Genomic DNA, 22,985 nt, shown 5'->3' with positions numbered 1-22,985 from the left:
GAGTTTTTGAGAAGTTTTGCCATACGCTTTAAAATAAGCTGGCGTTACTTATAAGGTAGTCTTCATAAAAAAACTAAAGCATTTTTAAAGTGTTTAGCTCTTGCTCAGTTAAATGTTTCCAACTGCCACGCGGGATGTCTTTTTTCGTTAAATGGCCAATAGCAACACAGTCTAAGCTTTCTATTTCATATTTTAAATAATCAAAAATGGTTCGGATAATGGTATTTCCAGTATTTTTAATTTTTAAACCGATTTCTTTTTTAGAGGCTCCATCAATATAGCTAATCTCTTCGACCGTAATAAGTTTGCCTTCCACTCTAAAACCTTCTCTAATTTTTTTTAGATCTTCCAGCTTCAAGTTTTTATCTAATTCTATATGAAATAAACGCGGTACTCCATTTTTAGAATTTGTAAATTTATCTACAATTAAATCATCGTTCGTAAATAACAGTAAGCCTTTAGAGTTTCTACCAAGGCGTCCAATAGGTTTAATGCGTGAACTGGTGGCATTGGCTACCAAATCCATCACCGTTCTGCCTTTACCTTCGCTTGTAGTGGTGGCAAAACCTTTTGGTTTATTAAGCAGTACGTAGGCTTTTTTTTCTGGGTTTATTCGGGCACCATCGTAACGCACTTCGTCTCCAGGTTTGACTTTAAAACCCATTTCTGTAACTATTTTACCGTTTACAGAGACTAGTCCAGTGGCGATGTGTACATCGGCTTCACGACGAGAACACATCCCAGAATTAGCTACATATTTATTTAAACGAATCTCGTTTGGATTCGAAGGTTTTTTTGGTTTAGGTTCTGTGTGTTTAAAAGATGAATTACCTTTTACAAAACTTTTCTTAAAGTTTTTTTTGGAACCTTCTGCTTGAGTTTTTCCTTTTCTTTTTCCGCCTTGTTGCTTACTCATTACTATAATTTTGCTGCAAAGATATAGTTAAAATTACGATTGACGATTTAAGATGAACAATTTTGTTACATTCTATTCAAAATCAAACCAACATCAAGAAGTACAATGCTAAATACACCAGCCAAAACTATAAATTTTAAGATATTATGCAGAATTAAATAATGCATTTTTGTTTTAGATTTCCAAAGCATCAGTAAAAATCCAAAAAGTAATACAGCCGATAGATAAAAATAAATATGCATATAGCCAATCTCGAAATGGTTTGTTAATAAATATATAGGAATTAAAGTAAGCACTGCTAATGTTGTGAGCATAATTTTAGATGCTCTTTCGCCGTATACAACAGGTATGGTGTTGTAGTTTAAAAGTAAATCACCTTTTATATTCTCTAAATCCTTGGTGAGTTCGCGCATCGATATTATTAAAAATAGAAAAGAGGCATGAACAAATATAACCGTTTCAAAATTTTGATAATACATCAAAATAGCAAAGAATGGCATTATGGTTAAAATAGCCGAGGTGATATTACCTATAAAGGGAAGTTTCTTTAGTTTGTGCGAATACAGCCAAATTGCAAATATATAAGCAGAAAAAAACAAAACGGGTTTAAACGATACATAGCTTGCTAGAATAACTGCTAAAAAATTCAAAACAAAATATAAAGACAATTTGGTGTTTTGGCTAACCAATCTATCTAATTTCGATTTTAGGGGACGGTTAATTTGGTCTTTTTCAGAGTCGTAAAAATTATTTATAATATAGCCTCCTGCAATAGCAGCTGCAGAGGCCAAAACCAACATGAGTAAATTAATATCAAATACTACACTTTTAAGCGGCTTATCGTAAGCCAAAATATAAATGGCTGTTAAATATTGTGCCATAACAATAACTAAAATGTTATAGCCACGAACTACAGAAAACATACTGAAAAACTTTAATAGTATATGTTTCTGTCTTCGATTAAACATAAAATGTAATGAGAAAAGACTTTTTTAAGAAAACAATTATTTTGTGGATTAAAAGTTATAGACTACTTCTAACTTATAATCTTTTAATGATTTTTTAGCAACATCTATATCTTCAGTAAAACCTAAAATATAGCCGCCACCGCCGGAGCCACAAAGCTTTAGGTAGTATTCGTTGGTTTCGATACCTTTTTTCCAAAGCTCATGAAATTGGGCAGGTATCATGGGTTTAAAATGATTTAAAACAACTTTAGATAAATGCTTAGTATTGGCAAACAACGATTTAATATCGCCTCTTAAGAAATCTTCTACACAAGCATCGGTATGTTTTATAAATTGATTTTTTAACATTTGTCTAAAACCCTCCTGTTTCATGTTTTCCATAAAAACTCGAACCATAGGAGCTGTTTCACCTATAATACCACTGTCTATTAAAAACACTGCATTTTTACCATCACTTTTTTGCGATGGAATCCCAGTCACTTCAATATTATCTTTTGAATTGATTAAGATGGGAATGCTTAAATAACTGTTTAAAGGATCTAAACCTGAAGATTTTCCATGAAAAAACGATTCCATTGCCGAAAACACAGACTTTAATTTCAGGAGTTTATCTCGAGTTAAATTCTCTAAAACCGTGATCTTATCATGGGCATATTCGTCGTATATAGCCGCCACCAAAGCTCCACTACTACCAACACCGTATCCTTGCGGGATGGATGAGTCGAAATACATGCCTTCGTTAACATGCTTTTTTAAGGTCGCCATATCGAAAGTTACCAAGTTTGGATCTATTTCACTCAGGTACGCCACATATTTTTTTAAGCTCTCGTTAGATGCTAACGCAGTTTCAGAACGATTATCATCCATTTTTAAGGCACCATTATAAAAATTATATGGTATCGATAAGCCTTTGGAATCCTTGATGATGCCATACTCTCCAAAGAGCAGTATTTTTGAGTAAAATAGAGGTCCTTTCATTAATTTTTGTAGTTTGGTTTTATAAAGTTACAATTGTTTTGCGCCAAAACCAATTTTATCGCAAATATAATGCCCATTTTGGCAATACACAACTAATTCGTTTTTAATGAATTGATTAACTTTTTCGGTGTGCTTTTCAGGATATAGAACATGAACATTAGCGCCAGCATCTAAAGTAAAACAAACGGGAATGCCCGTGTCTTGCCTGTAACTCCAAATTTTATTAATTATTTCTAAGGTGTTTGGCTTCATTAAAATAAAATAGGGCATACTGGTCATCATCATAGCATGCAATGTTAAAGCCTCACTTTCAACTAGGTCAATAAAGTTTTTTAGATCTCCAGTTTTTAATATTTTAATAAGGTTTGAAAGATTATCGTGAGCTTGTTTAAAGCGCTCTTGAGCAAAGGGATGGTTGTGCATTAAATTATGACCAAGGGTACTACTAACTTGCTTTTCGCCTTTATCTACGAGTAAAATGGCATCGTTATAATTTTTAAAATTTTCGTGCACATGAAAAGGATATTTTATCCCGAATAAATCTGAACTTCCATCAATTTGCTTATGTTTCCCCCATACGACCAAATCGCCTTCGAGACTTCGGCAAGCACTTCCAGAGCCTAGACGAGCAAGAAACGAGGCCTTTTTAATGAAATGGGCTTCGCTCATATCTGGATTTAAGGCCTTTTCAATACTCATTAAACACAAAGCCAATGCGCTCATGCCTGAGGCAGAAGAGGCTATGCCAGAGCTGTGCGGAAATGTATTTGAAGTTTCAATTGTGAAATGATAGGCTTTTAAGAACGGTAAATAATTTTCGATACGTTTAAAAAAGGTTTCGATTTTAGGTTTAAAATCGTCTTTTTTTTCACCGTCTAAAAAGATATCAAACGAAAAATTATCAGTATTTTTTTTGACAAAACTAAGCGTTGTTATGGTTTTGCAATTATCTAGCGTAAAACTAATTGAAGGATTCTCTGGAATTTGATGTTCTTTTTTTCCCCAATATTTTACTAAGGCAATATTGCTTGGCGACGACCAAGTATAAGAGCCTTTTTCAATGGTGTTCTTGTAAGTATTCGGAATAAATTGTTTTTGTATCATCAATGCGGTTTAAGCTAACAAAGATACGAACTTTACAATAATTTTGTGGTGCGTTGAAGTTACCTAAGTTTTAAGTTGGCTCGCTATTGGTGTATTTAAAAATCTTGGTTTTGATTGATTATTCTCAAAATAAAAATTGTTTTATGGTGTATGGAATAATGAACAGAATAATTAAATTGATTTAACATCACAATTCTAACTTGCCTATATCTTAATTGAAAGGCTAAAGGCATCTTTACTATTAAATTAAACTGCAGTATTAAATCACTTAAAAACTCTTCTTCTTTGTCAATTAACTTAAAATAACAAACAGCTTTATCTAATTCTTTCTGAGCTATGTTGGTGATTTCATAGTTCACGTCCATATATATTTAGCACATCACTTAAAGATTTAGTTTTTAAGGTTCCATTTTCCATACGCTCAATCATATCATCCATCATCGCTTTGTATTCTTCAGAGGGTTCGCTGTAACGCATGGCTGTGTCTTCCAGTGTGTATTCGATATAGTTTTTTAAGGAGCGCTTTTGAAGTTTTGCCTGCTTTTCTAAAATAGCAATGGCTTTATCGTTTAGCTCTATGAGTTTTTTAGTTTTTCCCATGTCGTCTTTATATATGTTCTATATATCAAATATATAAAATAAATATTTAATAATATAGGTTAGATATATAATAGTTTACTCTACAGATAGAAATCTGCTACCTTATTTAGACATAGATTTCGCGGCAATATACGCTCCTGTCCACGCATTCTGAAAATTAAAACCACCTGTAATGGCATCAATATTTAAAATTTCACCTGCAAAATAGAGGTTTTTATGCAGCTTACTCTCAAAGGTTTTAAAATTTATCTCTTTTAAATCAATACCACCTGCAGTTACAAATTCTTCTTTAAAAGTACTCTTCCCATCCACGTTAAAAACGGCTTTTGTTAACTGAGAGGCTAGACTTTCCAATTGGTTTTTATTTAAATCGGCCCAAGTTGTCGCCTCGGTAATACCAGATGCTAAAACCAATTGTTGCCATAAACGTTTTGGTAAATCGAATGGTGAGAACTTAAATATGGTTTTTTTATTGAGTTCTTGTTTTAATGTTTTTAAGTGGTCTAGAGCTTCTTCAAAAGATTGTTTGATAAAGTTTATTTCTATTGAAAATTTATAATGGCGTTTAGCCAATTCTAAAGCACCAAAAGCAGAAAGTTTTAAAATGGAAGGCGCACTCATGCCAACATGTGTTATAAGTAAAGGGCCGCTAGATTCTAAATTAGAATCTACCACTTTTACTTCAATATCTTTCGCAACCACACCAGGGATGTTTTTTATGCGTTTATCGTTAATATTAAATGTGAATAATGAGGGTACGGGTTGAACAACGGTATGGTTTAAGTCTTCTAAAAGTTTCCAGATTTTAGGATTACTACCTGTGGCTATTAATAGTTTTTCGGCATAAAACTCACCCTGATTGCTGGCTAATTGCCAGTTATTATTCTTATTTTTAATAGATTGAACCGAATGATTATATAAAACATTAATCTGATGCTTTTCAGCTTCATTCAAAAAACAGTCTATAATGGATTGCGACGTGTTGGAAACAGGAAACATTCTACCATCTTCTTCGGTTTTTAAGGCTACACCGCGATTTTCAAACCACTCTACAGTATCTCCTGTCATAAATTGATGGAAAGGCCCAAGCAACTCTTTCTCGCCTCTTGGGTAATTTTGCACTAATTCAGATGGGGTAAACTCGGCGTGTGTCACGTTACACCGCCCACCACCAGAAATTTTCACCTTTTGTAAACCTTCTTTTCCGCGTTCAAGAATGGCTATTTTTAAGTTCGGGTTTTGTTCAGCAATATTAATCGCCGCAAAAAAACCTGCTGCACCACCGCCTATAATTATAATGTTGTATGTGTTCATTGGCTTAAAAGAGCTGTGTTTTTTGATTTTTTTCTGTTTTTAGGATTAATACCAATTTAACCATATAATGTCGTAATAAATAGCTTCTTTTTTGCTTACTTTTCATCAAAAATAATTACCGTAACAATGCTATGCTATTTATTTTTCATTTCAATTAATCAAAAAATAATTCAATTTATTTACACGACATTACAAAGTTAAATTGGTATAAAAGCCCTTAAGTATTGAATTTACGAAAAATTATAAGTCATAATAAAAACACGACACAGCTGATTTTCGCGTGTAAATATATCAATTTGTAAAAGGTATGACAAAATTAATTTGGAGTACCAAGAATAATAAATTTTCTCTATAATAAAGCTCTCACAGAGCCTTTTGTAGGCTCAGTGAGAGCTTTGCAATGTATAAGTCTAATAGGCTAGTAATACGCTGTTTAAATGTTTCGTGTTTGTCGTGGACTGAAATAAATTTACTTAATTTAAGCAATTTATTTATCAAAAGTAATGCTCCAAATACCTCTTACCTCATTAACACCGTAGTGAATAGCTTTATCTTTTGGATACAGGACTTTTATTTTAGAAACTATAGAACTTTCCATAGTTTCATTGGGTTTTCCGTGGCAATTTAAGCACATGTTATTTGTAGTTATGGGATAAAACACTTGTACTTTATTAGCTTGCTCCTTTACAATGGGACTTGGTTCCTGTTTATTTGCAATACTATTTTTAAATGTTTTAATGTGTTTTAATTCTTCGGTGTTGGCTTGATTGTTAGGGTTTCTTGGCTTGTCTGAGACACGCTTAATGGTGGCATTGTGCACTGTAGCCATGCTATCTGTTAGCGGATAAGCTTGTTCATGACAAAACGATAAAGCCTCTGTGATTCCTTTTTTCTGAATGGTTCCCATAAGGTTTTTGCCTAACACGGCTTTGGTGGTTAAAGCGTATTTTAACCCACGTTCGCCATACGGTAAATGTTCAAAGTTGGCTTGCACTTCATTTTTATGAACTCCTTTTCCTTGTCGTTTGCGTTGTCTTTTACCTTGACCACGTTGCCCGTTATGATTTCCGTTCTCATCGTGAAAATGATCTTCAAACCAGTCGGGTTGCTCAATCTCATAATCAAACATATAATCTGCTATTTGTCTTATGGTTTCTTCGGGATAAGGGGCTTTAGGCATCACTCCAAAGCGCAAAACGGCTCCGCGCATTTTAGCATCTTTATTATTTGGGTTTTTAATCCAAGCTTGCATGGCTTCAATAAATTCACTTTTTGTAGTATTATCAGTAATGTAATGTCTTTTTATGCCTATCATTGGTGGTCCTATTCGATCTTCTTGGCTAGCTGTAGGGCTGTGGCACACATAACAATTAATTTCCATTAACTTTTTTCCTGGATGTTCTTGACCGTTCTCAGGCTTTTCTACAGAAACATAATTTGTTTTTTTTGAGTCTTTACAGCTAAAAACCAATGATAAGACTAGCAATAATAAGATCGTTTTTTTCATTTTATAAAATGCTTTTAATTTCTGTTAAACCTGTGTTGTTAAGAGTTGCGTGTTTCTAATTCCTGATAATCTTAAAGGATATTTATACTTTCCAATACTCTATGAAACCACTTTTTTAGATCATAAATTTCTAAAAAATCCATACTCGGTCATTTGTTCAAAAATATAATTTAATAATAAAATTTGTCGTAACATGAGTTACATAGGGTATATAGTTTTAGCTTATCGAATAAATTGAATGGTGAAACTTCTGTTTGTAGCTTTAGATACCGAGTGAGATTATGTATTAATTAAATCATTGTACAGCAATTCTATACGATTTAAATCTGTTTTGTTTGAGATGTTTTTTATAGCATCTTCATGAAGGTTGTTAATTTCGTGTATTATGGAGTCTCTGTAAGAATCGATATACTTCTCATCGCTATGTAGTAAATGCCGAAGCATTATAAATAGTTTGATTACCATAGTAATATCGTGTTTACAATAGGTGCGTAAGGCTGCCATTACGTTATAGAGTAATTCTGAAAAACTAAGGGTTTTAATGTTAATTACGGGCTGGCCTTCGTTTAAATAATAGCTCGTATCTTTTTTGTTCATTCTAAGTAAGAATAAATCGGTTAAATAATCAATCGCATTAATGGCGGTTCCTGGGTCGTTAATTCCTGGCGACATGGCTTTTATAGCAATTTCGGTTATTTGTTTAAATGCAAGTGCGTAATTATCTTCGATCAATTCGCTTTTTGAAAAGAAGAATGAGGCTTGTATTTGCGACCTTGATTCTTCATCTAAATCTTTGTCGTATTTTATAATTGGGGTTCCTTTTATAACATAACTTCCTTTTATTGGTGTAATTTCAAACCTACACTCATTTTGTTTGGTTAAATCGATTAAGTTATTTAAACTCAGATTTTGAAAATAACCTGATTTTGTAGATTTTAAAACTTGCCAGTTTGAAGTGTCTGGAAAACCAATCTCATAATTTTCTTCCTTTTCAATAAGATTTTCTAAGCGGTTTATGGCTTTTGAAAATATTTTATCTATAATATTATTTACTTGAATGGCTTGAGAAATGGAATGAATAAAGTAAATAAAAGCACCTAAACAAACCGTCATAAAAACAATGGCCAGTAATACCGAAAAACCAGGAAGCTGATACGCTTTTCCGGCAGATTGTATGACTATAAGTGTGAAAATGCTGTATAAAATCGAGGACAAATAAATACCCAGTATAATTTGGTGCCTTCTGTTAGAAATTAAACCGGGAAGCACTCGAGGCGAAAAATTGCTAGAGGCCTGATTTAGTAAAATCATCACCAGAGAAAAGCTAAATACCATGATCGATATGAGGCCGGCAATAACAGTAGTTAATACGTTTCTTGCCGTCTCGGTGTCTTTTACAACGAGTAGAGGGGTGTTTTTGGTTAAATAAGAAGAGATGCCAAGACCTTCAATATAATACATTAAAAAAGCAAAAACTACTCCACCAAGCCCCATTATGGTTGGGTAGAATGCGATTTTGCTTTCTAGTTTTATAATGTAGTTTAAAAAAATGTTGAGGTAATATCTCATGTTATAAAGAAATTAAATCATGTTGTATATCAATTTAACTCAGCTAAAAGGCTTAAAAAAAAATAGTGATCTAAAAATTGTTATGGGTTTATTGGGCTTTGCGTTTAGTTTTAATGACAAGGTCAATTTTTTAGTTTAAAAGCTATTGCGAGCTTAATGTATTTTTAAAACTTTTTTTAGGACGACTCTCGCCATATGCTGTTAATTAAATAATTTACTTCAATTTATTAGCATGCAACGCTCTAAGTTTTGCTAATTTGGGTGTAATTACAAAACTGCAATATCCTTGTTTTTTGTTATTCCTATAGTAATTTTGATGTTCTTTTTCGGCTTCATAAAACACCTCTAACGGAGATATCTCGGTAACAATTGGATCTTCGTAAGATGCCGAAACGTCTTTAATAACGCTTTCTGCAATTTCTTTTTGAGCTTTGTTGTGATAAAAAATAACCGAGCGATATTGTGTACCAACATCTGCGCCTTGCCTATTGAGCGTAGTGGGATTGTGTGTGGTCATAAAAACAAATAAAAGCTCTTTGTAAGATATGGTATTGGCATCGAAGGTTATTTGCACCACCTCGGCATGTCCTGTTAAACCCGAACATATTTCGCGGTATGTTGGTCGCCCTGGAACGCTTCCTCCAGCGTAACCAGACACCACTTTTTCTACACCTTTTAGTTCTTGAAAAACGGCCTCTGTACACCAAAAGCAGCCACCTCCAAGTGTGGCTATTTGTAAATTTTTATTAGTCATTAATGGCATTTTCTTTTATGAGTTTCATCGATTCAGAATTTATACAGTAACGTAAACCACTTGGTTCTGGACCGTCTGGAAAAACATGTCCTAAGTGGGCATCGCAGGTATTACACATAACCTCTACGCGTACCATACCAAGTGTCGTGTCTTTTTCGTATTTAATAGCGTTTTCTTTGATGGGCTGTGTAAAACTTGGCCAGCCAGAACTCGAACTAAACTTAATGGTAGAATCGAATAAGGGCGCGTTACAGCACACGCAATTGTATTTGCCTGCATCGTGTGTGCTACAAAGTGCTCCAGTATGCGGTCGCTCTGTGCCTTTTAATCGTGTAATTCTGAATTGTTCTGGGGTTAATGCCGACTCCCATTCTGCATCAGATTTCTCGACACGTTTGTCTGGGCTGGGGTTTCCGTTTACCGTAAAATTAATAATATCTTTCCATGTTAACATCATAAAGTGTCTTTTAAAGTCTTATTTTTTAAGTATAAATATAGTCGTTTTTTCCGTCATTAAATAACATAGTGACTAAAACCAGTCGTTTGAGGTTAGAGTTTTTGAATCTTTTGTGTTTTCTTTACATTGAAATTCTTAATTGATGTGGTTAGATTAAAATTAATTAGCAAAAAAAGCCTGAACAGCGATTTACTGTTCAGGCTTTTTCTCCTTATTTAACTCGTTGTTTTATTTCCAACCGCCTCCAAGGGCTTGATATAAATCGACAACAGATTGTAATTGGTTGTTTTTAGCATTTACTAGATCTAAACTTGAATTGAGAGCGTTTTCTTCGGCTCGTAATACTTCCAAGTAATTTGCTAAACCATTATCTAATAGCTCTTCAGAATATTCGGTCGCCAGATTATAAGCCTCAAATTCCTTTTGCTTAATTTTTATTTTTTCTGAAGCTGATTTAAAGGCAAACATAGCGTCGGATACTTCTTTAGAAGCAACCAATAACGATTGTATAAAATTTAAACGCGCTTGTTCTTGTTGTGCCTGAGACACCTTGTATTGTGTTTTTATTTTACGACCGTTAAAAATAGGCTGGGTAAGACCACCGATAATATTTGCGAATATAGAATTGGTGTTAAATAAATCATCTAGCTCTAAACTTTGAAAACCACCATTTGCAGTTAAGGTTAAAGCCGGATAAAAGTTGCTCCTTGCTACATTAGTTAATTCAAAAGCATGTCGTAAATTAAGCTCGGCTGCAACGACATCTGGTCTGTTGCTTAATAGTTGTGCTGGTGTGCCTAGTACTAAATTGGTTGAGATATTTTGCTTTTCTAAAGTCGATCGTTTTATCTCTTGTGGCATACTTCCTAAAAGGATGGATAAGGTGTTTTCCAAAATATGCGATTGCTGTTTTAGATCGATCAAAATGGCTTGTGCAGTATAAAGTTGTGCTTCGGTTTGTTTTACGCCAACTTCGGTAACGTTCCCTGCTTTTTTTAAGGCCTTGGTAGTTTCTAGACCCGTTACTCTTGTGCTAATGGTTTGTTTTGTGATTTTAATTTGTTCATCTACAGCAACTAATTGATAATATACGGAAGCGATATTGGCGATTAAACGTGTTTTTACGGCTTTATGAGCGGCAATAGTTTGTAGATATTTGGCGTTATACGCACGTTTGTTACTTCTTATTTTTCCCCATACATCGGCTTCCCAAGATAGAGCTCCCGTTAATTCATATTGGTCTAGCGCACTACCAAATGCAGAGCCAAACCTACTGTTTTTAGACAATTCTTGATGGGTGTATGTTGCGTTGGCAGAAAGTGTTGGATAATATCCTGCTTTTCCTTGTTTAAAATAAGCCTCGGCCGCAATAATTTGTTGTAAAGCAACGCGGATATCTATATTCTTCTCTAAGCCTAACTCAATAAGTTGAGTGAGATTCGGGTCTGTAAATAGGTTTTTCCAAGAAACGTCTGCAAGGCTTAAACTGTCTTGCTGAATATTGTCGGTTCTAAATTTAGAATCGTCTATACGGAGTTCTGATAATTCTGCTTGCTCGTAATCTTTTGCAACTAAGCACGATTGAAGCGTGAGCAAGGTAAAGATGACTAAACTGAATGTTATAACTGTTTTTTTCATGTCTTTAAACTTTTTATATTGATGCTTAGGCTTCTTCAATTTTAACTATAGGTTTAGAACTTATTTTTTCATGCAGCCATTGGAAGAGCATGTATAGAATAGGTATTACAAAAACACCCACAACGGTACCTACTAATAAGCCGCCAACAGCACCGGTGCCAATAGCTCTGTTACCTTCAGATCCTACTCCTGTGGCAATAACAAGAGGGGTTAAACCGAATATAAACGCTAAAGAAGTCATTAAAATAGGGCGTAAACGTGCTTTCGCTCCATGCACTCCAGCATCGAAAATACTTTCTCCTTGTCGTCGTCGTTGCATGGCAAACTCCACAATAAGAATGGCGTTTTTAGCCAATAAACCAATTAACATGATGAGTGCTATTTGGAAATAAATGTTGTTTTCTAAGCCTGCGAGTTTAGTTATTATAAAAGCACCAAATATGCCCACGGGTAGTGAAAATAATACAGCAAACGGAATTAAATAGCTTTCATACTGCGCTGCTAGTAAGAAGTAAACAAATACAATGACAAGAAGTAAAATCATGGTGGTTTGATCGCCAGCTGCGAGCTCTTCACGGGTTAAGCCTGAATAGGCCACGCTAAAATTATTAGGCAAAGATGCAGCAACCTCCTCAACAGCGGCGATACCATCTCCAGTACTAAATCCAGCGTTTAAAGCACCAGTAATAGAGGTTGAATTAAACAAGTTAAAACGTGTTACAGATTGCGGACCAAAGTCACGTTTTAAACTTACAAATTGCGTAATAGGTGCCATGTCTCCAGATCCTGTTTTAACATAAAGATTATTTAAATCTTGTTTATTAGCTCGGTCTGCTGGTTTTGCTTGAATGTAAACTCTATACTGTTTGCCAAATCGAGAAAAATCGGCCGCATAAATACTTCCAATATAGCCTTGCATGGTGTTAAAAATGCTGTTAATATTCACGCCGTATTCTTTTGCCAACGGGACATTGATGTCTAATTTATATTGCGGATATTGGGTGCTAAAAGAAGAATTGGCGTATTGAAATTCTGGGCGCTGATTTAGTTTAGTAATAAATTCGCGATTAACACGGTCTAAATCATTAAAATCACCTCCAGAACGATCTAATAAATTTAACTCTATACCAGCCGAGTTTCCAAACCCTGGAATACTAGGAGGTGAGAAGAAAATAATATTGGCCTCTGGAATGGTAGTCGCCATGCCAAATAATTTTCCAATAATGGCTTTCGAGGAGGTAGCCTCTGTAGTGCGTTCACTCCAATTTTTTAGTTTAATAAATCCTAAGCCATAGTTGTTTCCAGCACCACTAATTAAGCTTCGGCCATTAATTAGCGTGACGGCTTCAATGCCTTCAATCTGTTTTATTTTCTGGCGTAGAACACGGTTTACTTCGGCGGTTCTGTCTATAGATGCTCCTGGTGGTAATTCTACGTTCGCAAAAATTAAACCTCTGTCTTCGTCTGGCACAAATCCTGTTGGCGTGGTCGAAGAGGCGTACCAAATTCCAACAGCGGCAGCGATAAGAATAAGGACATTAATCCATTTGTGTTTATATAAAAATGCTAACGAGTTACCGTATTTGTTGGTCATCGCGTTAAACCCTCTATTAAAAGCAATATAAAAACGTTGTAATAGGGTTTTCTTTTTTCCCGATTGTCCTTCCAGATCTTCCTCGTTAGCGTGTGGTTTTAAAAATAGGACACAAAGGGCCGGACTTAACGTTAAAGCGTTTACTGCCGATATAATGATGGCTACAATTAAAGTAACACCAAATTGTTCGTAAAATACACCGGTTGGCCCAGTAATAAAAGTAACGGGCACAAAAACGGCAACCATAACTAAAGTAATCGATACAATAGCTCCGGAGATTTCATTCATAGTTGTTATCGTTGCTTTTTCTATGTTCTTTGCACCGTCGTCAATTTTAGCATGTACAGCTTCAACTACAACAATAGCATCATCTACCACAATACCAATGGCTAGCAGAAGGGCAAATAGGGTTAGTAAGTTAATGGAGTATCCAAATAGATTCAAGAAGAAAAACGTACCAATAATGGATACAGGAACAGCTATGGCTGGAATTAAAGTAGATCTAAAGTCTTGTAAAAAGATAAAAACCACAATAAAAACAAGTATAAAAGCTTCAATTAATGTTCTTGTAACTTTATCTACCGAGGCATTTAAAAATTCGTTTGTATCGTACGGAATAAGGTACTCCACACCCTCAGGGAAGTCTTTTGATAGTGTTTCGAGTTCTAATTTAACTTCATCAATAATAGCTTGAGCGTTAGAGCCTTTTGTTTGAAAAACACCTACCGCAACACTGGGATTTCCGTTGGTGTTGGCACTCGCTGCGTAAGACTGTGCATCGAGCTCGATATCTGCAACATCTTTTAATCTTAAAAATTCGCCATTACCCAAAGACTTGAGGATGATGTTTTCGTATTGTTCTTGGTTGTTATAACGCCCCTGATAGGTTATGACATAAGAGAAGGCTTCGGCATTATTTTCACCTAAGGTACCAGCGCCAACTTCCTGACTTTGCTCGTTTATTGCTGCGCTAATGTCTGCGGGTGCTAACCCATAAGCAGCTAGTTTTTCAGGTTTTATCCAAACGCGCATGGCATAGGTTTTAGCACCAAAAACGTTCACGTTACCAACACCATTTACACGCTGAAATGCAGGAACAACATTGATGTTTAAATAATTTTGAATGTAGGTGTCATTATACGCTGGATTTGTGCTAAAAAAACTTATAAACATTAAAGCACTCGTTTGCTGTTTTTGGGTGAGTACGCCCGTTTGCCTAACTGCTTGCGGTAAAAGAGGAGTAGCACGAGCTACACTATTTTGAACGTTTACAGCTGCGATATCTGGATTTACGTCTTGATCAAAAAACACGGTAATATTGGCTGTACCATTGTTAGTTGCTGTAGACTTAATGTAGGTCATTCCCTCTACACCATTAATTTGCTCTTCAATAGGAATTATTACACTTTCTAAAACAGTTTCTGCGGTGGCTCCTGGATAGGTAGCCGAAACTTGAATGGTTGGGGGTGCAATGTCGGGATATTGTGTTACCGGTAGTGCCTTTAAACCTAATAAACCCAATATGACTATAATTATTGAGATTACTGTAGAAAGCACAGGCCTGGTTATAAATGTTTTTAACATGATTCCTTACGTTATTTAGTTCTAACTTTTATGTTGTTAAAGATTTGGTATTGTACAGCACACAATGGATATTAGCGTGGTTGGACATGAAGTGGAACTTCATTTGCTCTTAAAGATATAGGATAACTCTATTTTTTTTTAAAATCCAATGTAAGACGATACCATAGGTTTAAATGATTTAAATACAGGTGTTTAGTGTTTATTTAAATTCTGTTTTTATAGGTCTAGTGATGCTGTCAAAATCTGTTTGTTGAGGTAAGATAGGCACGCCATCTCGCAATTTACCGATGCCAGAAACTACTATGGTTTCTTCCTTTTTTAAGCCCCCATTAATAATAAATAGATTGCCGCTTTGATCTTTTATGGAAATAGCTTTAGAATGCGCTACGGCACTATGACTGGAATCTTTTTTTACAGTGTAAACGTATCTGCTATTCTGGTTTTCGAAGGTTGCCGATTGCGGTATCACCAAAACATCTTTATAAACGGTTGGAACTTTTATGATCCCGCTACTGCCGTTATTTAAAATCCCGTTAGAGTTATCGAATTGTGCTCTGAAGGCTATCGTTCCTGTTTGTCTGTTAATTTGTGAGTTTATTGTTTCAATTTTGCCTTTAGAGGCGTATTCGCTTCCATTGGCAAGAATTAAAGTAACTTCGGCAAGGTTTTTAATTTTTTCTTCCTTTGAAGTTCCTTTTGCATTTTCTAGGAAATCGAGGTATGCACTTTCGTTCATTGAAAAGTATGCGTAAACATTACTGATGTCTGAAACAGTCGTTAAAGGCATCTGGTTAGAAGGACTTACCAAAGCTCCTTTTCTCAATCGAATCTCACCAACATAGCCATTTACTGGACTTTTTATGGTGCCATAGCTAATGTTAGAAACCATACTGTTGTACGCACTTTGTGTTTGTTGTAATTTGGCTTTTGCCGTTTCTAATTGTACCGAGCTAATTATGTTTTTTTCCACCAAAGGTTTTAGTTTGTTTACTTCCACCTGGGCAGCGCTTACATTCGCTTTAGCAGCAGCAGCAGCATCTTGGTTCATCGTTTGTTTCAATTCTAAATAAGGTTTGTCCTTTACGTACCTTTTGGCCTTCGTCTACTAAAACATCTGTAATGTATCCCGATATTTTAGCACGTACTTCGCTGTTAACAACACCTTCAATTCGTGCGGGATAGGCTTTATATGTGGTTACGGTTTTTGTGGGCACATTTACTACTGGCAAGGCCATTGCGCTTGGTTGGTTAGTTGTATTTGAAGATGCTTCGTCGTTTCCGCAAGCAGTTATAACAAGAAGTAATAGTAAAGGGATAAAGTTTTTTGATATGGTATTCATGTTGATATGAAATTTTTAGGCTTGGTTTTTTATTTTTTTAAAATCGATTAAAGTCTCATTTATTTTGGTTAATTGGTCTTTTAAAAGAGTTTCATATAAATTGCTAATGGTTTGCTCTTTTTTAAACTTTTCAGAATTAAAATGCTCATTAAAGTGATTTATTTTAGCAATGATTTTAAGTGATTTTTTTAAAAGATGAGCCTGTTGCTCTAAAGTATTTTTTAGGTAGGAATCTGATGTTCTGAAATAGCGCTTTCTGTCGCCATGTCTTGTGTAAAACTCTATATAGCCCAGTTGCAATAGTACATTTATGTTGCTAGATATGGAGCTTTTGCTCGCTTGCATACCTTTAACAATGGCATCAAAACTCAAGCCTTCATGACACGATAAAATAAGTAGAGCATATATTCTTGAAGCCAAAGGCGAAAGATTGGCGCGTTCCTCCAAATATATGCCTACCTCTTCTATGAGTTCTTTTTTCTTTTGAGATAGTTGCATTTTTTTATGTATTGTAAGTATTATTATGAAGTTGAATATGCAAATATACGATCACTTCGGTACGTACCGAACCATAACGTGTTAAGCATTTGTTAAAGGTGGTTTTTTTATGATGATATAACCCCTGTAAGCTTTGTTTTAACATGTTGTTACCTTATAAATGTTTTGGTATATAGATGCGGGATGCATGCCGTTGTCAGATTTTTTTTTGACTCCTTTTCACTAGTGTCCGATTAAAAATATTAAAATGCTGTCAATCCTTTTAAAATTAAGAACTTTGCACGTTTTTTAAAATGTCACCTTGCTTATTTGAAATAATTATTAAGATTTAAAGGAACTATTTTGTTAATTTAAAGTACTTCTGTTTATCAGTTAGTTAGAATCAAGTCTTGGTTCTTATGTCTATTAGCGAAGCGGTCTTATGTCTTTTGTCGGACATTAATGATTCCTTTTGTAAAACCCTTAAAGTTTTCGAAAATGATGAGCTACAATTCTTGTTTTTAGTTTTCGAAAAAATTTTAGAACTAAAAAGCATTGCTTGAAATGCTTTATTAAAGTATATTTGTATAGCTTTTAAATAACGCCCAAGAAAACAATCATTGAGTTACTCAAAATCTTCTTTAACAATGCCTACAGCAATTTCAGATTTTAAAGAAATCACTAAAATTCGGTTGGCATTAAGCGTGGTGTTTTCATCGCTTGCTGGGTATTTATTAGGAGCGGAAACTTTAGATCTTAAAACACTTGTTTTGTTAGCTTTTGGCGGCTTTTTTATGGTTGGGGCGTCAAACGCTTTTAATCAAATTATTGAAAAAGATTTAGATGTTTTAATGAGCCGGACTAAAAATAGACCCATTCCTACAGGTCGAATGTCGGTGAACACTGCCTTTATAATTGCATCAGTTTTTACTTTACTCGGGGTTATTATTTTGTACAGTATCAACAAGAAAACGGCCATGTTTGGTGCGATATCCATATTTTTATACACTTGTGTTTATACGCCTTTAAAAACGAAAACACCGTTAGCCGTATTTGTTGGTGCTATTCCTGGTGCCATTCCATTTATGTTGGGTTGGGTGGCGGCTACAGATAATTTTGGGATAGAACCCGGAACTTTGTTTGCCTTACAGTTTTTTTGGCAATTTCCTCATTTTTGGGCTATAGGTTGGTTTTTGTTTGAAGATTATAAAAAAGGAGGCTTTTTTATGCTGCCTACGGGAAAGCAGGATAAAGGCACCGCGGTACAAGTTGTGATGTACACGATTTGGACACTCATTATTTCTGTAATTCCAGTATTTGGATTTACAGGAGCGTTGCAATTATCTATTATATCGGCTATTATTGTATTTGTTTTAGGCTTATGGATGTTGTATTACGCTATTCGTTTGTTTAAATTAATGACCGAGAAAGCAGCGAAACAACTTATGCTAGTTAGTGTAACTTATATAACATTGGTGCAAATAGTATATGTAATTGACAAATTTATTAGATAATCATGGATTTAACACAAGGGACTTTAGAGGAGAAAAATAACAGAGCAAAAAAGATGATGCTTTGGTTTGGTATCGTATCGCTTATTATGTCGTTTGCAGGCTGGACAAGTGCTTTTGTGGTGAGTAGCTCCAGACCAGATTGGATTAGCGATTTTAAATTGCCCAATGCCTTTATAATAAGTACAGTTATTATTGTAGTTAGTAGTGGTGCATTTATTTTAGCCAAAAAAGCTTTAAAGGCTGGAAACACAAGAGCCACCACAACGTGGTTGCTGGCAACATTGGCACTGGGTGTTGCTTTTATTGTTTTTCAATTTAAAGGGTTTCAACAAATTATAGATTTGGGCTATAATTTTACAGGGCCAACAAGTAATATTACCATGTCTTACATCTATTTAATAGCTGTAGTACATATTTTGCACGTTGCGGTTGGTTTGATTTGTTTATTGGTTGTTATTTATAATCAATTTAAACAAAAGTATAGTCCAGATAAAATGTTAGGCTTCGAATTAGCAGCAACTTTCTGGCATTTTATAGATATACTCTGGGTATATCTATTTTTGTTTTTGTATTTTGTTAAATAACTGTTAATTGCAAAAACACCTGTTTGTTTGGCTTTTCGTTAAATTTTTGTCTGCTAATTCGGGTTTTTAAATGCGTTTAATTAAAAAAATAAATAAAATGATTATTTTTGTTAAACTAAAAATAACTAATATATGAGTAATGCCGTTGCCAATACTGGAGCAGAAGAAAAAACTTGGGGAGGGGGTAATAAACCTCTAAAAGCTAGTTATGGTAAACTAATGATGTGGTTTTTTATTGCCTCAGACGCCTTAACGTTCTCTGGGTTTTTAGCAGCCTACGGATTTTCAAGATTTAAGTATGCTGAAATTTGGCCTATTGCAGATGATGTCTTTACACATGTTCCTTTTATTCATGGTAATTACCCCATGATTTTTGTGGCCATTATGACCTTTATATTAATTATGTCTTCTGTAACTATGGTTTTAGCTGTAGACGCTGGACATAGAATGGATAAGGCCAAAACGACCTTGTATATGTTTTTAACTATTCTGGGTGGTTTTATTTTTTTAAGTGCTCAAGCCTACGAATGGACAACTTTTATAAAAGGGGAGTATGGCGCTGTTGGAACCCATGGTGGAAATATTATACAGTTTGTAAATACCGATGGTGAACGTGTGGCTCTAAAAGATTTTGCTATAGCAGAACCTAGCAGTCGTACCCGGCATGAAAGTAATATAGGGGTTTGGTTTAAGGATGAGAAACCATTGCCAAGTTTTACTCTTGGTGAAGTGATTAGTGGTTTTGAAGCCAATCCAAATCTACTGGTAAAAACAACCTATAAGGATGAAAACGGTCACAAAACCGTATTGTCGAGAAGTGCCTCTTTAACAGAATTAAAAACCAAAGGCAAAAATGTGGTGGAAGGCGCAAATCTCATTCAAAACGAATACGGACCTACAGTATTTGCAAATTACTTCTTCTTTATTACGGGTTTTCATGGGTTTCACGTAACGGCGGGTGTGATTTTAAATATCATAATATTTTTTAACGTGGTCATTGGAACCTACGAGCGTAGAAATAGTTATGAGATGGTTGAAAAAGTTGGTTTGTATTGGCACTTTGTAGATTTGGTATGGGTGTTTGTATTTACATTTTTCTACTTGGTATAATTTTTAGATAATTAGTTTTAGATATGGCTGAAGAAGCACATAAATTGGAAATATTTAGAGGTTTAATAAAATTTAAATCTAATAAACAGAAAATATGGGGCGTATTAATTCTGTTGTCTTTAGTAACAGCCGTAGAAGTAATTCTAGGGATATTTAAGCCCACTGTATTAATGACTAGTTTTATGGGGATGAGCCTTTTAAACTGGATATTTATTATTTTAACTATTGTGAAAGCCTACTATATCACATGGGATTTTATGCACATGCGGGATGAAGCAAGAGGCTTGAGACGAGTTGTTGTTTTTGGTACAACCTTTTTAATTTTGTATATAATTTTTATTATTCTTCAAGATGGTGGGTATATTTTTAATGTACTGCAAGATGGGTTTATCAAAAGTGATTTTTAACCAGTATATTTAAATTTACACTGGGATAATTAAAGTGTTAATTAAGAAGATAACGGCGGTTTTTAAACCGTCTTTTTTTATTTTTGTAAACACCTTTGTAGGTTATACCAAATTAGCCATGTCATGCCGCATATAATTCGTTTCTTTTTCGCCCATATTTCGGTATAAAATAAAACCATAACTCAGGCTATGCTTTGATTTTATATCTCATCTGGACAAAAAATAATTCAAATTAATAATACGACATTTCAAAACTAAATTGGTATTAGATTTTTTCACAAAAAAAATTAAAATTGTTATGAATTTTAAGAAGATTACCCGTTATATTGTTTTAGGAGTTTTATTCTTCCTTCCCGTAACATTTTTATTGTTTTTGTATCCTGCAACACACCATTACGAGCCTTTAGATGTGGTGAACGAAACTGTGATGGATTTAGATGGGTTTTCTTCAGATTCTGGCGAAACTATCGTTTTAAAAAACCATATAACCGTGCTCGGTTTTGTTGGTAATGCCCCCTTAGATAATCTTATCTCAACCTCTAATTTAAAAGAATTGGTTTACGATAAATTTAAAGGGTTTAAGCGGTTTCAAGTGGTTATAGTAGCCCCAATTGGTACCGAGGACGCGGTTAAAGAATTAAAAAGAGAAATAGCATCTTACGAAGATTTACGTTTTTGGCACTTTGTTTTTGCCGAGCCTAATAAAATTCAGCGTTTGTTTTTTAGTTTAGCTTCTAAAACCGATCTTAACGATGATTTGTCCTCGAACCACGTGTTTATTATCGATAAGGATTTAAGCCAACGCGGCAGATTAGACGATAGAACCGATAAAGAGATTGAAAAGGATAAGCCGGTTTACGGATTGTACGCCTACGATGGTATTGAAGTTGCTGAAATTAAAAATAAAATGAGTGACGATTTAAGGATTTTATTTACAGAATATCGCCAAAGGCGTAAAGGCGAATTCGATTCGGAGGCCAGAAGAGCAAGCGATTTAAACGCAGTAAATTAACGTTAAAGTACAAGTGTTTAGGTCAATTAAAGCCAATAACTCACAAACGACTAACAACTGTTTAAAAAAAAGATATGAGCAAAAAAACAAATTATTCATACATTGGGATAGCATTTATTATCCTTGTATTTGGGATTATTTTTGTACCCAAAATAATAGATAGAATTACTAATAACGATGTGATACGCCAAGAAAGTAGAAGCGATTTTGCGGTTGGTAATAAAACATCAACTTCCAATTTAGTTTTTATAGAAATTAATGGTGAGGCAAAAAAAGTGCCCGAGTTTTCATTTACAAATCAACACGGAAAAACCATAACTAATAAAGATTACGAGGGTATGGTTTATGTGATAGAATTTTTCTTTTCAACCTGTCCAACCATTTGTCCGCGAATGAATGCCAATCTGGTTCATATCCAAAATACCTTTGAAGGTTTTGAAGATTTTGGCTTGGCATCATTCACTATAAACCCCAAGTACGATACGCCAGAAGTTCTTAAGGATTATGCAGACCAATACGGTGTAACAAACCCTAACTGGCACTTTTTAACTGGCGACCAAGAGACTATTTACAAATTAGCAAATGAAGGCTTTAATTTATACACTGGCGAAAATGAAGAGGCAGCGGGAGGTTTCGAGCATTCAGGTAATTTTGCTTTAATTGACAAAAATGGTTTTATCCGCTCTAGAATCGACAAGTTTGGAAACCCTATAATTTATTACCGCGGTATCGCCTCTATAGAAGAGAAATTCGATGAAGATGGCGCAGAAGAACAAATAAGTGCACTAAAGGCCGATATTAAAAAATTATTAAGCGAGTAATATCCCTAAAAAACTGCTACACCAGACGATTTTTTTAAACAATGGCATAAGCCCCATTTTAAATTTTAAAGCCCAATGAATAATGAGAAACCTATTTTAGACGCCACCAAATACAATAAAATTATAGTTGTACTATCTATTATTATACCTATTGTGGTCGCGGCTTTGTTTAGCGTTAAAATCCCGAATGTAGAACCTTTAAGTTTTTTACCACCCATTTACGCTACCATTAATGCGATAACAGCTATTATTTTAGTGATGGGTGTTATTGCGATTAAAAACAAAAACATTAAGCTACACGAGAATTTGATGAAAATCGCCATCGCGTGTTCAGTGCTTTTTTTACTTATGTATGTGGCTTATCACATGACTAGCGATTCTACAAAATTTGGAGGCGAGGGTACAATAAAATACATCTATTATTTTATATTGTTAACGCATATTATATTGTCGGTTGCGGTAATTCCATTTGTATTAATTACTTATGTAAGAGCTATTACCAATAATTTTGAGAAACATAAAAAAATAGCAAAAATCACCTTTCCGCTATGGCTTTATGTGGCCGTATCGGGAGTTGTTGTTTATATTATGATTTCGCCTTACTATACATAGCCTTGGGGTCTTGCAATTAATCCTACAATCAAGCATTACGCTTAGGTAAATATCTAGATTAAAGCGAACAGCTTAAAAACAATTTGTTTCTGGCTAATTAAAAAAAAACATGGGTTTTGATTGTT

23 protein-coding genes are annotated in these 22,985 nt (G+C 34.5%); 7 read left to right on the top strand and 16 right to left on the bottom strand.

Annotated elements, in window-relative coordinates; all coding sequences use genetic code 11:
• Positions 1 to 73: 73 nt before the first annotated feature.
• The 16 genes from FEZ18_RS04265 to FEZ18_RS04195 all read right to left on the bottom strand — a co-directional run bounded on the left by FEZ18_RS04265 (position 74) and on the right by FEZ18_RS04195 (position 16,821).
• Entirely contained in the window at positions 74 to 916 is an 843-nt protein-coding gene (locus FEZ18_RS04265; protein WP_153267176.1) for a pseudouridine synthase, read from the bottom strand.
• 65 nt (positions 917 to 981) lie between these two features.
• Positions 982 to 1,884 carry a geranylgeranylglycerol-phosphate geranylgeranyltransferase gene (locus tag FEZ18_RS04260; protein ID WP_153267175.1) on the bottom strand — a complete coding sequence of 301 codons (903 nt, stop codon included), beginning with the start codon at positions 1,882 to 1,884 and terminating at the stop codon, positions 982 to 984.
• 48 nt (positions 1,885 to 1,932) lie between these two features.
• Complete coding sequence (locus FEZ18_RS04255) at positions 1,933 to 2,862, bottom strand: mevalonate kinase (RefSeq protein ID WP_153267174.1); 930 nt, start codon at positions 2,860 to 2,862, stop codon at positions 1,933 to 1,935.
• 27 nt (positions 2,863 to 2,889) lie between these two features.
• On the bottom strand, positions 2,890 to 3,966 hold the full coding sequence (mvaD, locus tag FEZ18_RS04250; protein WP_153267173.1) for a diphosphomevalonate decarboxylase: 1,077 nt from the start codon (positions 3,964 to 3,966) through the stop codon (positions 2,890 to 2,892).
• Between the two features lie 95 nt (positions 3,967 to 4,061).
• On the bottom strand, positions 4,062 to 4,331 hold the full coding sequence (locus tag FEZ18_RS04245; RefSeq protein WP_153267172.1) for a type II toxin-antitoxin system RelE/ParE family toxin: 270 nt from the start codon (positions 4,329 to 4,331) through the stop codon (positions 4,062 to 4,064).
• Entirely contained in the window at positions 4,315 to 4,566 is a 252-nt protein-coding gene (locus FEZ18_RS04240; protein ID WP_153267171.1) for a hypothetical protein, read from the bottom strand. Before FEZ18_RS04240 ends, FEZ18_RS04245 begins: the two co-directional genes overlap by 17 nt.
• Before the next feature lie 102 nt (positions 4,567 to 4,668).
• Positions 4,669 to 5,880 carry an NAD(P)/FAD-dependent oxidoreductase gene (locus tag FEZ18_RS04235; protein ID WP_153267170.1) on the bottom strand — a complete coding sequence of 404 codons (1,212 nt, stop codon included), beginning with the start codon at positions 5,878 to 5,880 and terminating at the stop codon, positions 4,669 to 4,671.
• 487 nt (positions 5,881 to 6,367) lie between these two features.
• Positions 6,368 to 7,387, bottom strand: a complete 1,020-nt coding sequence (locus FEZ18_RS04230) for a DUF3365 domain-containing protein (protein ID WP_153267169.1) — start codon at positions 7,385 to 7,387, stop codon at positions 6,368 to 6,370.
• Between the two features lie 279 nt (positions 7,388 to 7,666).
• Positions 7,667 to 8,956, bottom strand: coding sequence for a DUF2254 domain-containing protein (locus FEZ18_RS04225; RefSeq protein WP_153267168.1), 1,290 nt, complete (start codon positions 8,954 to 8,956; stop codon positions 7,667 to 7,669).
• A 214-nt stretch (positions 8,957 to 9,170) separates the two neighbouring features.
• Positions 9,171 to 9,710 carry a peptide-methionine (S)-S-oxide reductase MsrA gene (msrA, locus tag FEZ18_RS04220; RefSeq protein WP_153267167.1) on the bottom strand — a complete coding sequence of 180 codons (540 nt, stop codon included), beginning with the start codon at positions 9,708 to 9,710 and terminating at the stop codon, positions 9,171 to 9,173.
• The gene (msrB, locus tag FEZ18_RS04215) at positions 9,703 to 10,164 is read right to left on the bottom strand and encodes a peptide-methionine (R)-S-oxide reductase MsrB (protein ID WP_153269041.1); all 462 of its coding nucleotides are present in this window, start codon (positions 10,162 to 10,164) and stop codon (positions 9,703 to 9,705) included. The genes msrA and msrB overlap by 8 nt, the downstream gene beginning before the upstream one ends.
• 231 nt (positions 10,165 to 10,395) lie before the next feature.
• Positions 10,396 to 11,805: an efflux transporter outer membrane subunit gene (locus FEZ18_RS04210; RefSeq protein ID WP_153267166.1), complete on the bottom strand. Its 1,410-nt coding sequence runs from the start codon at positions 11,803 to 11,805 to the stop codon at positions 10,396 to 10,398.
• Between the two features lie 25 nt (positions 11,806 to 11,830).
• Positions 11,831 to 14,983 (bottom strand): efflux RND transporter permease subunit, encoded by a 3,153-nt coding sequence (locus FEZ18_RS04205; RefSeq protein WP_153267165.1) that lies wholly within the window; start codon positions 14,981 to 14,983, stop codon positions 11,831 to 11,833.
• A gap of 199 nt (positions 14,984 to 15,182) precedes the next feature.
• Complete coding sequence (locus FEZ18_RS04200) at positions 15,183 to 16,043, bottom strand: efflux RND transporter periplasmic adaptor subunit (RefSeq protein ID WP_317164452.1); 861 nt, start codon at positions 16,041 to 16,043, stop codon at positions 15,183 to 15,185.
• Entirely contained in the window at positions 16,003 to 16,323 is a 321-nt protein-coding gene (locus FEZ18_RS14900) for a biotin/lipoyl-binding protein (RefSeq protein WP_317164451.1), read from the bottom strand. Before FEZ18_RS14900 ends, FEZ18_RS04200 begins: the two co-directional genes overlap by 41 nt.
• A gap of 15 nt (positions 16,324 to 16,338) precedes the next feature.
• A complete protein-coding gene (locus FEZ18_RS04195; protein WP_153267164.1) occupies positions 16,339 to 16,821 on the bottom strand; it encodes a MarR family transcriptional regulator in 483 nt (160 codons plus the stop codon).
• A 626-nt stretch (positions 16,822 to 17,447) separates the two neighbouring features.
• Here FEZ18_RS04195 and cyoE point away from each other — a divergent pair.
• From cyoE to FEZ18_RS04160, 7 genes are all read left to right on the top strand, one after another.
• Positions 17,448 to 18,314, top strand: a complete 867-nt coding sequence (gene cyoE / locus FEZ18_RS04190; protein WP_153267163.1) for a heme o synthase — start codon at positions 17,448 to 17,450, stop codon at positions 18,312 to 18,314.
• A 2-nt stretch (positions 18,315 to 18,316) separates the two neighbouring features.
• The gene (locus FEZ18_RS04185; protein WP_153267162.1) at positions 18,317 to 18,898 is read left to right on the top strand and encodes a heme-copper oxidase subunit III; all 582 of its coding nucleotides are present in this window, start codon (positions 18,317 to 18,319) and stop codon (positions 18,896 to 18,898) included.
• 132 nt (positions 18,899 to 19,030) lie between these two features.
• Entirely contained in the window at positions 19,031 to 20,008 is a 978-nt protein-coding gene (locus tag FEZ18_RS04180) for a cytochrome c oxidase subunit 3 (RefSeq protein WP_153267161.1), read from the top strand.
• A 23-nt stretch (positions 20,009 to 20,031) separates the two neighbouring features.
• Positions 20,032 to 20,415: a cytochrome C oxidase subunit IV family protein gene (locus FEZ18_RS04175; RefSeq protein WP_153267160.1), complete on the top strand. Its 384-nt coding sequence runs from the start codon at positions 20,032 to 20,034 to the stop codon at positions 20,413 to 20,415.
• 298 nt (positions 20,416 to 20,713) lie between these two features.
• A complete protein-coding gene (locus tag FEZ18_RS04170; RefSeq protein WP_153267159.1) occupies positions 20,714 to 21,427 on the top strand; it encodes a hypothetical protein in 714 nt (237 codons plus the stop codon).
• Between the two features lie 74 nt (positions 21,428 to 21,501).
• The gene (locus FEZ18_RS04165) at positions 21,502 to 22,248 is read left to right on the top strand and encodes an SCO family protein (RefSeq protein WP_153267158.1); all 747 of its coding nucleotides are present in this window, start codon (positions 21,502 to 21,504) and stop codon (positions 22,246 to 22,248) included.
• 75 nt (positions 22,249 to 22,323) lie between these two features.
• Entirely contained in the window at positions 22,324 to 22,860 is a 537-nt protein-coding gene (locus FEZ18_RS04160; protein ID WP_153267157.1) for a DUF420 domain-containing protein, read from the top strand.
• The last annotated feature ends 125 nt before the right edge of the window (positions 22,861 to 22,985 follow it).

Source organism: Oceanihabitans sp. IOP_32 (genome assembly GCF_009498295.1).
Lineage (GTDB): Bacteria > Bacteroidota > Bacteroidia > Flavobacteriales > Flavobacteriaceae > Wocania > Wocania indica.
Note: the sequence above shows the minus strand (reverse complement) of the source record. Positions and strands in the feature narration are given on the sequence as shown.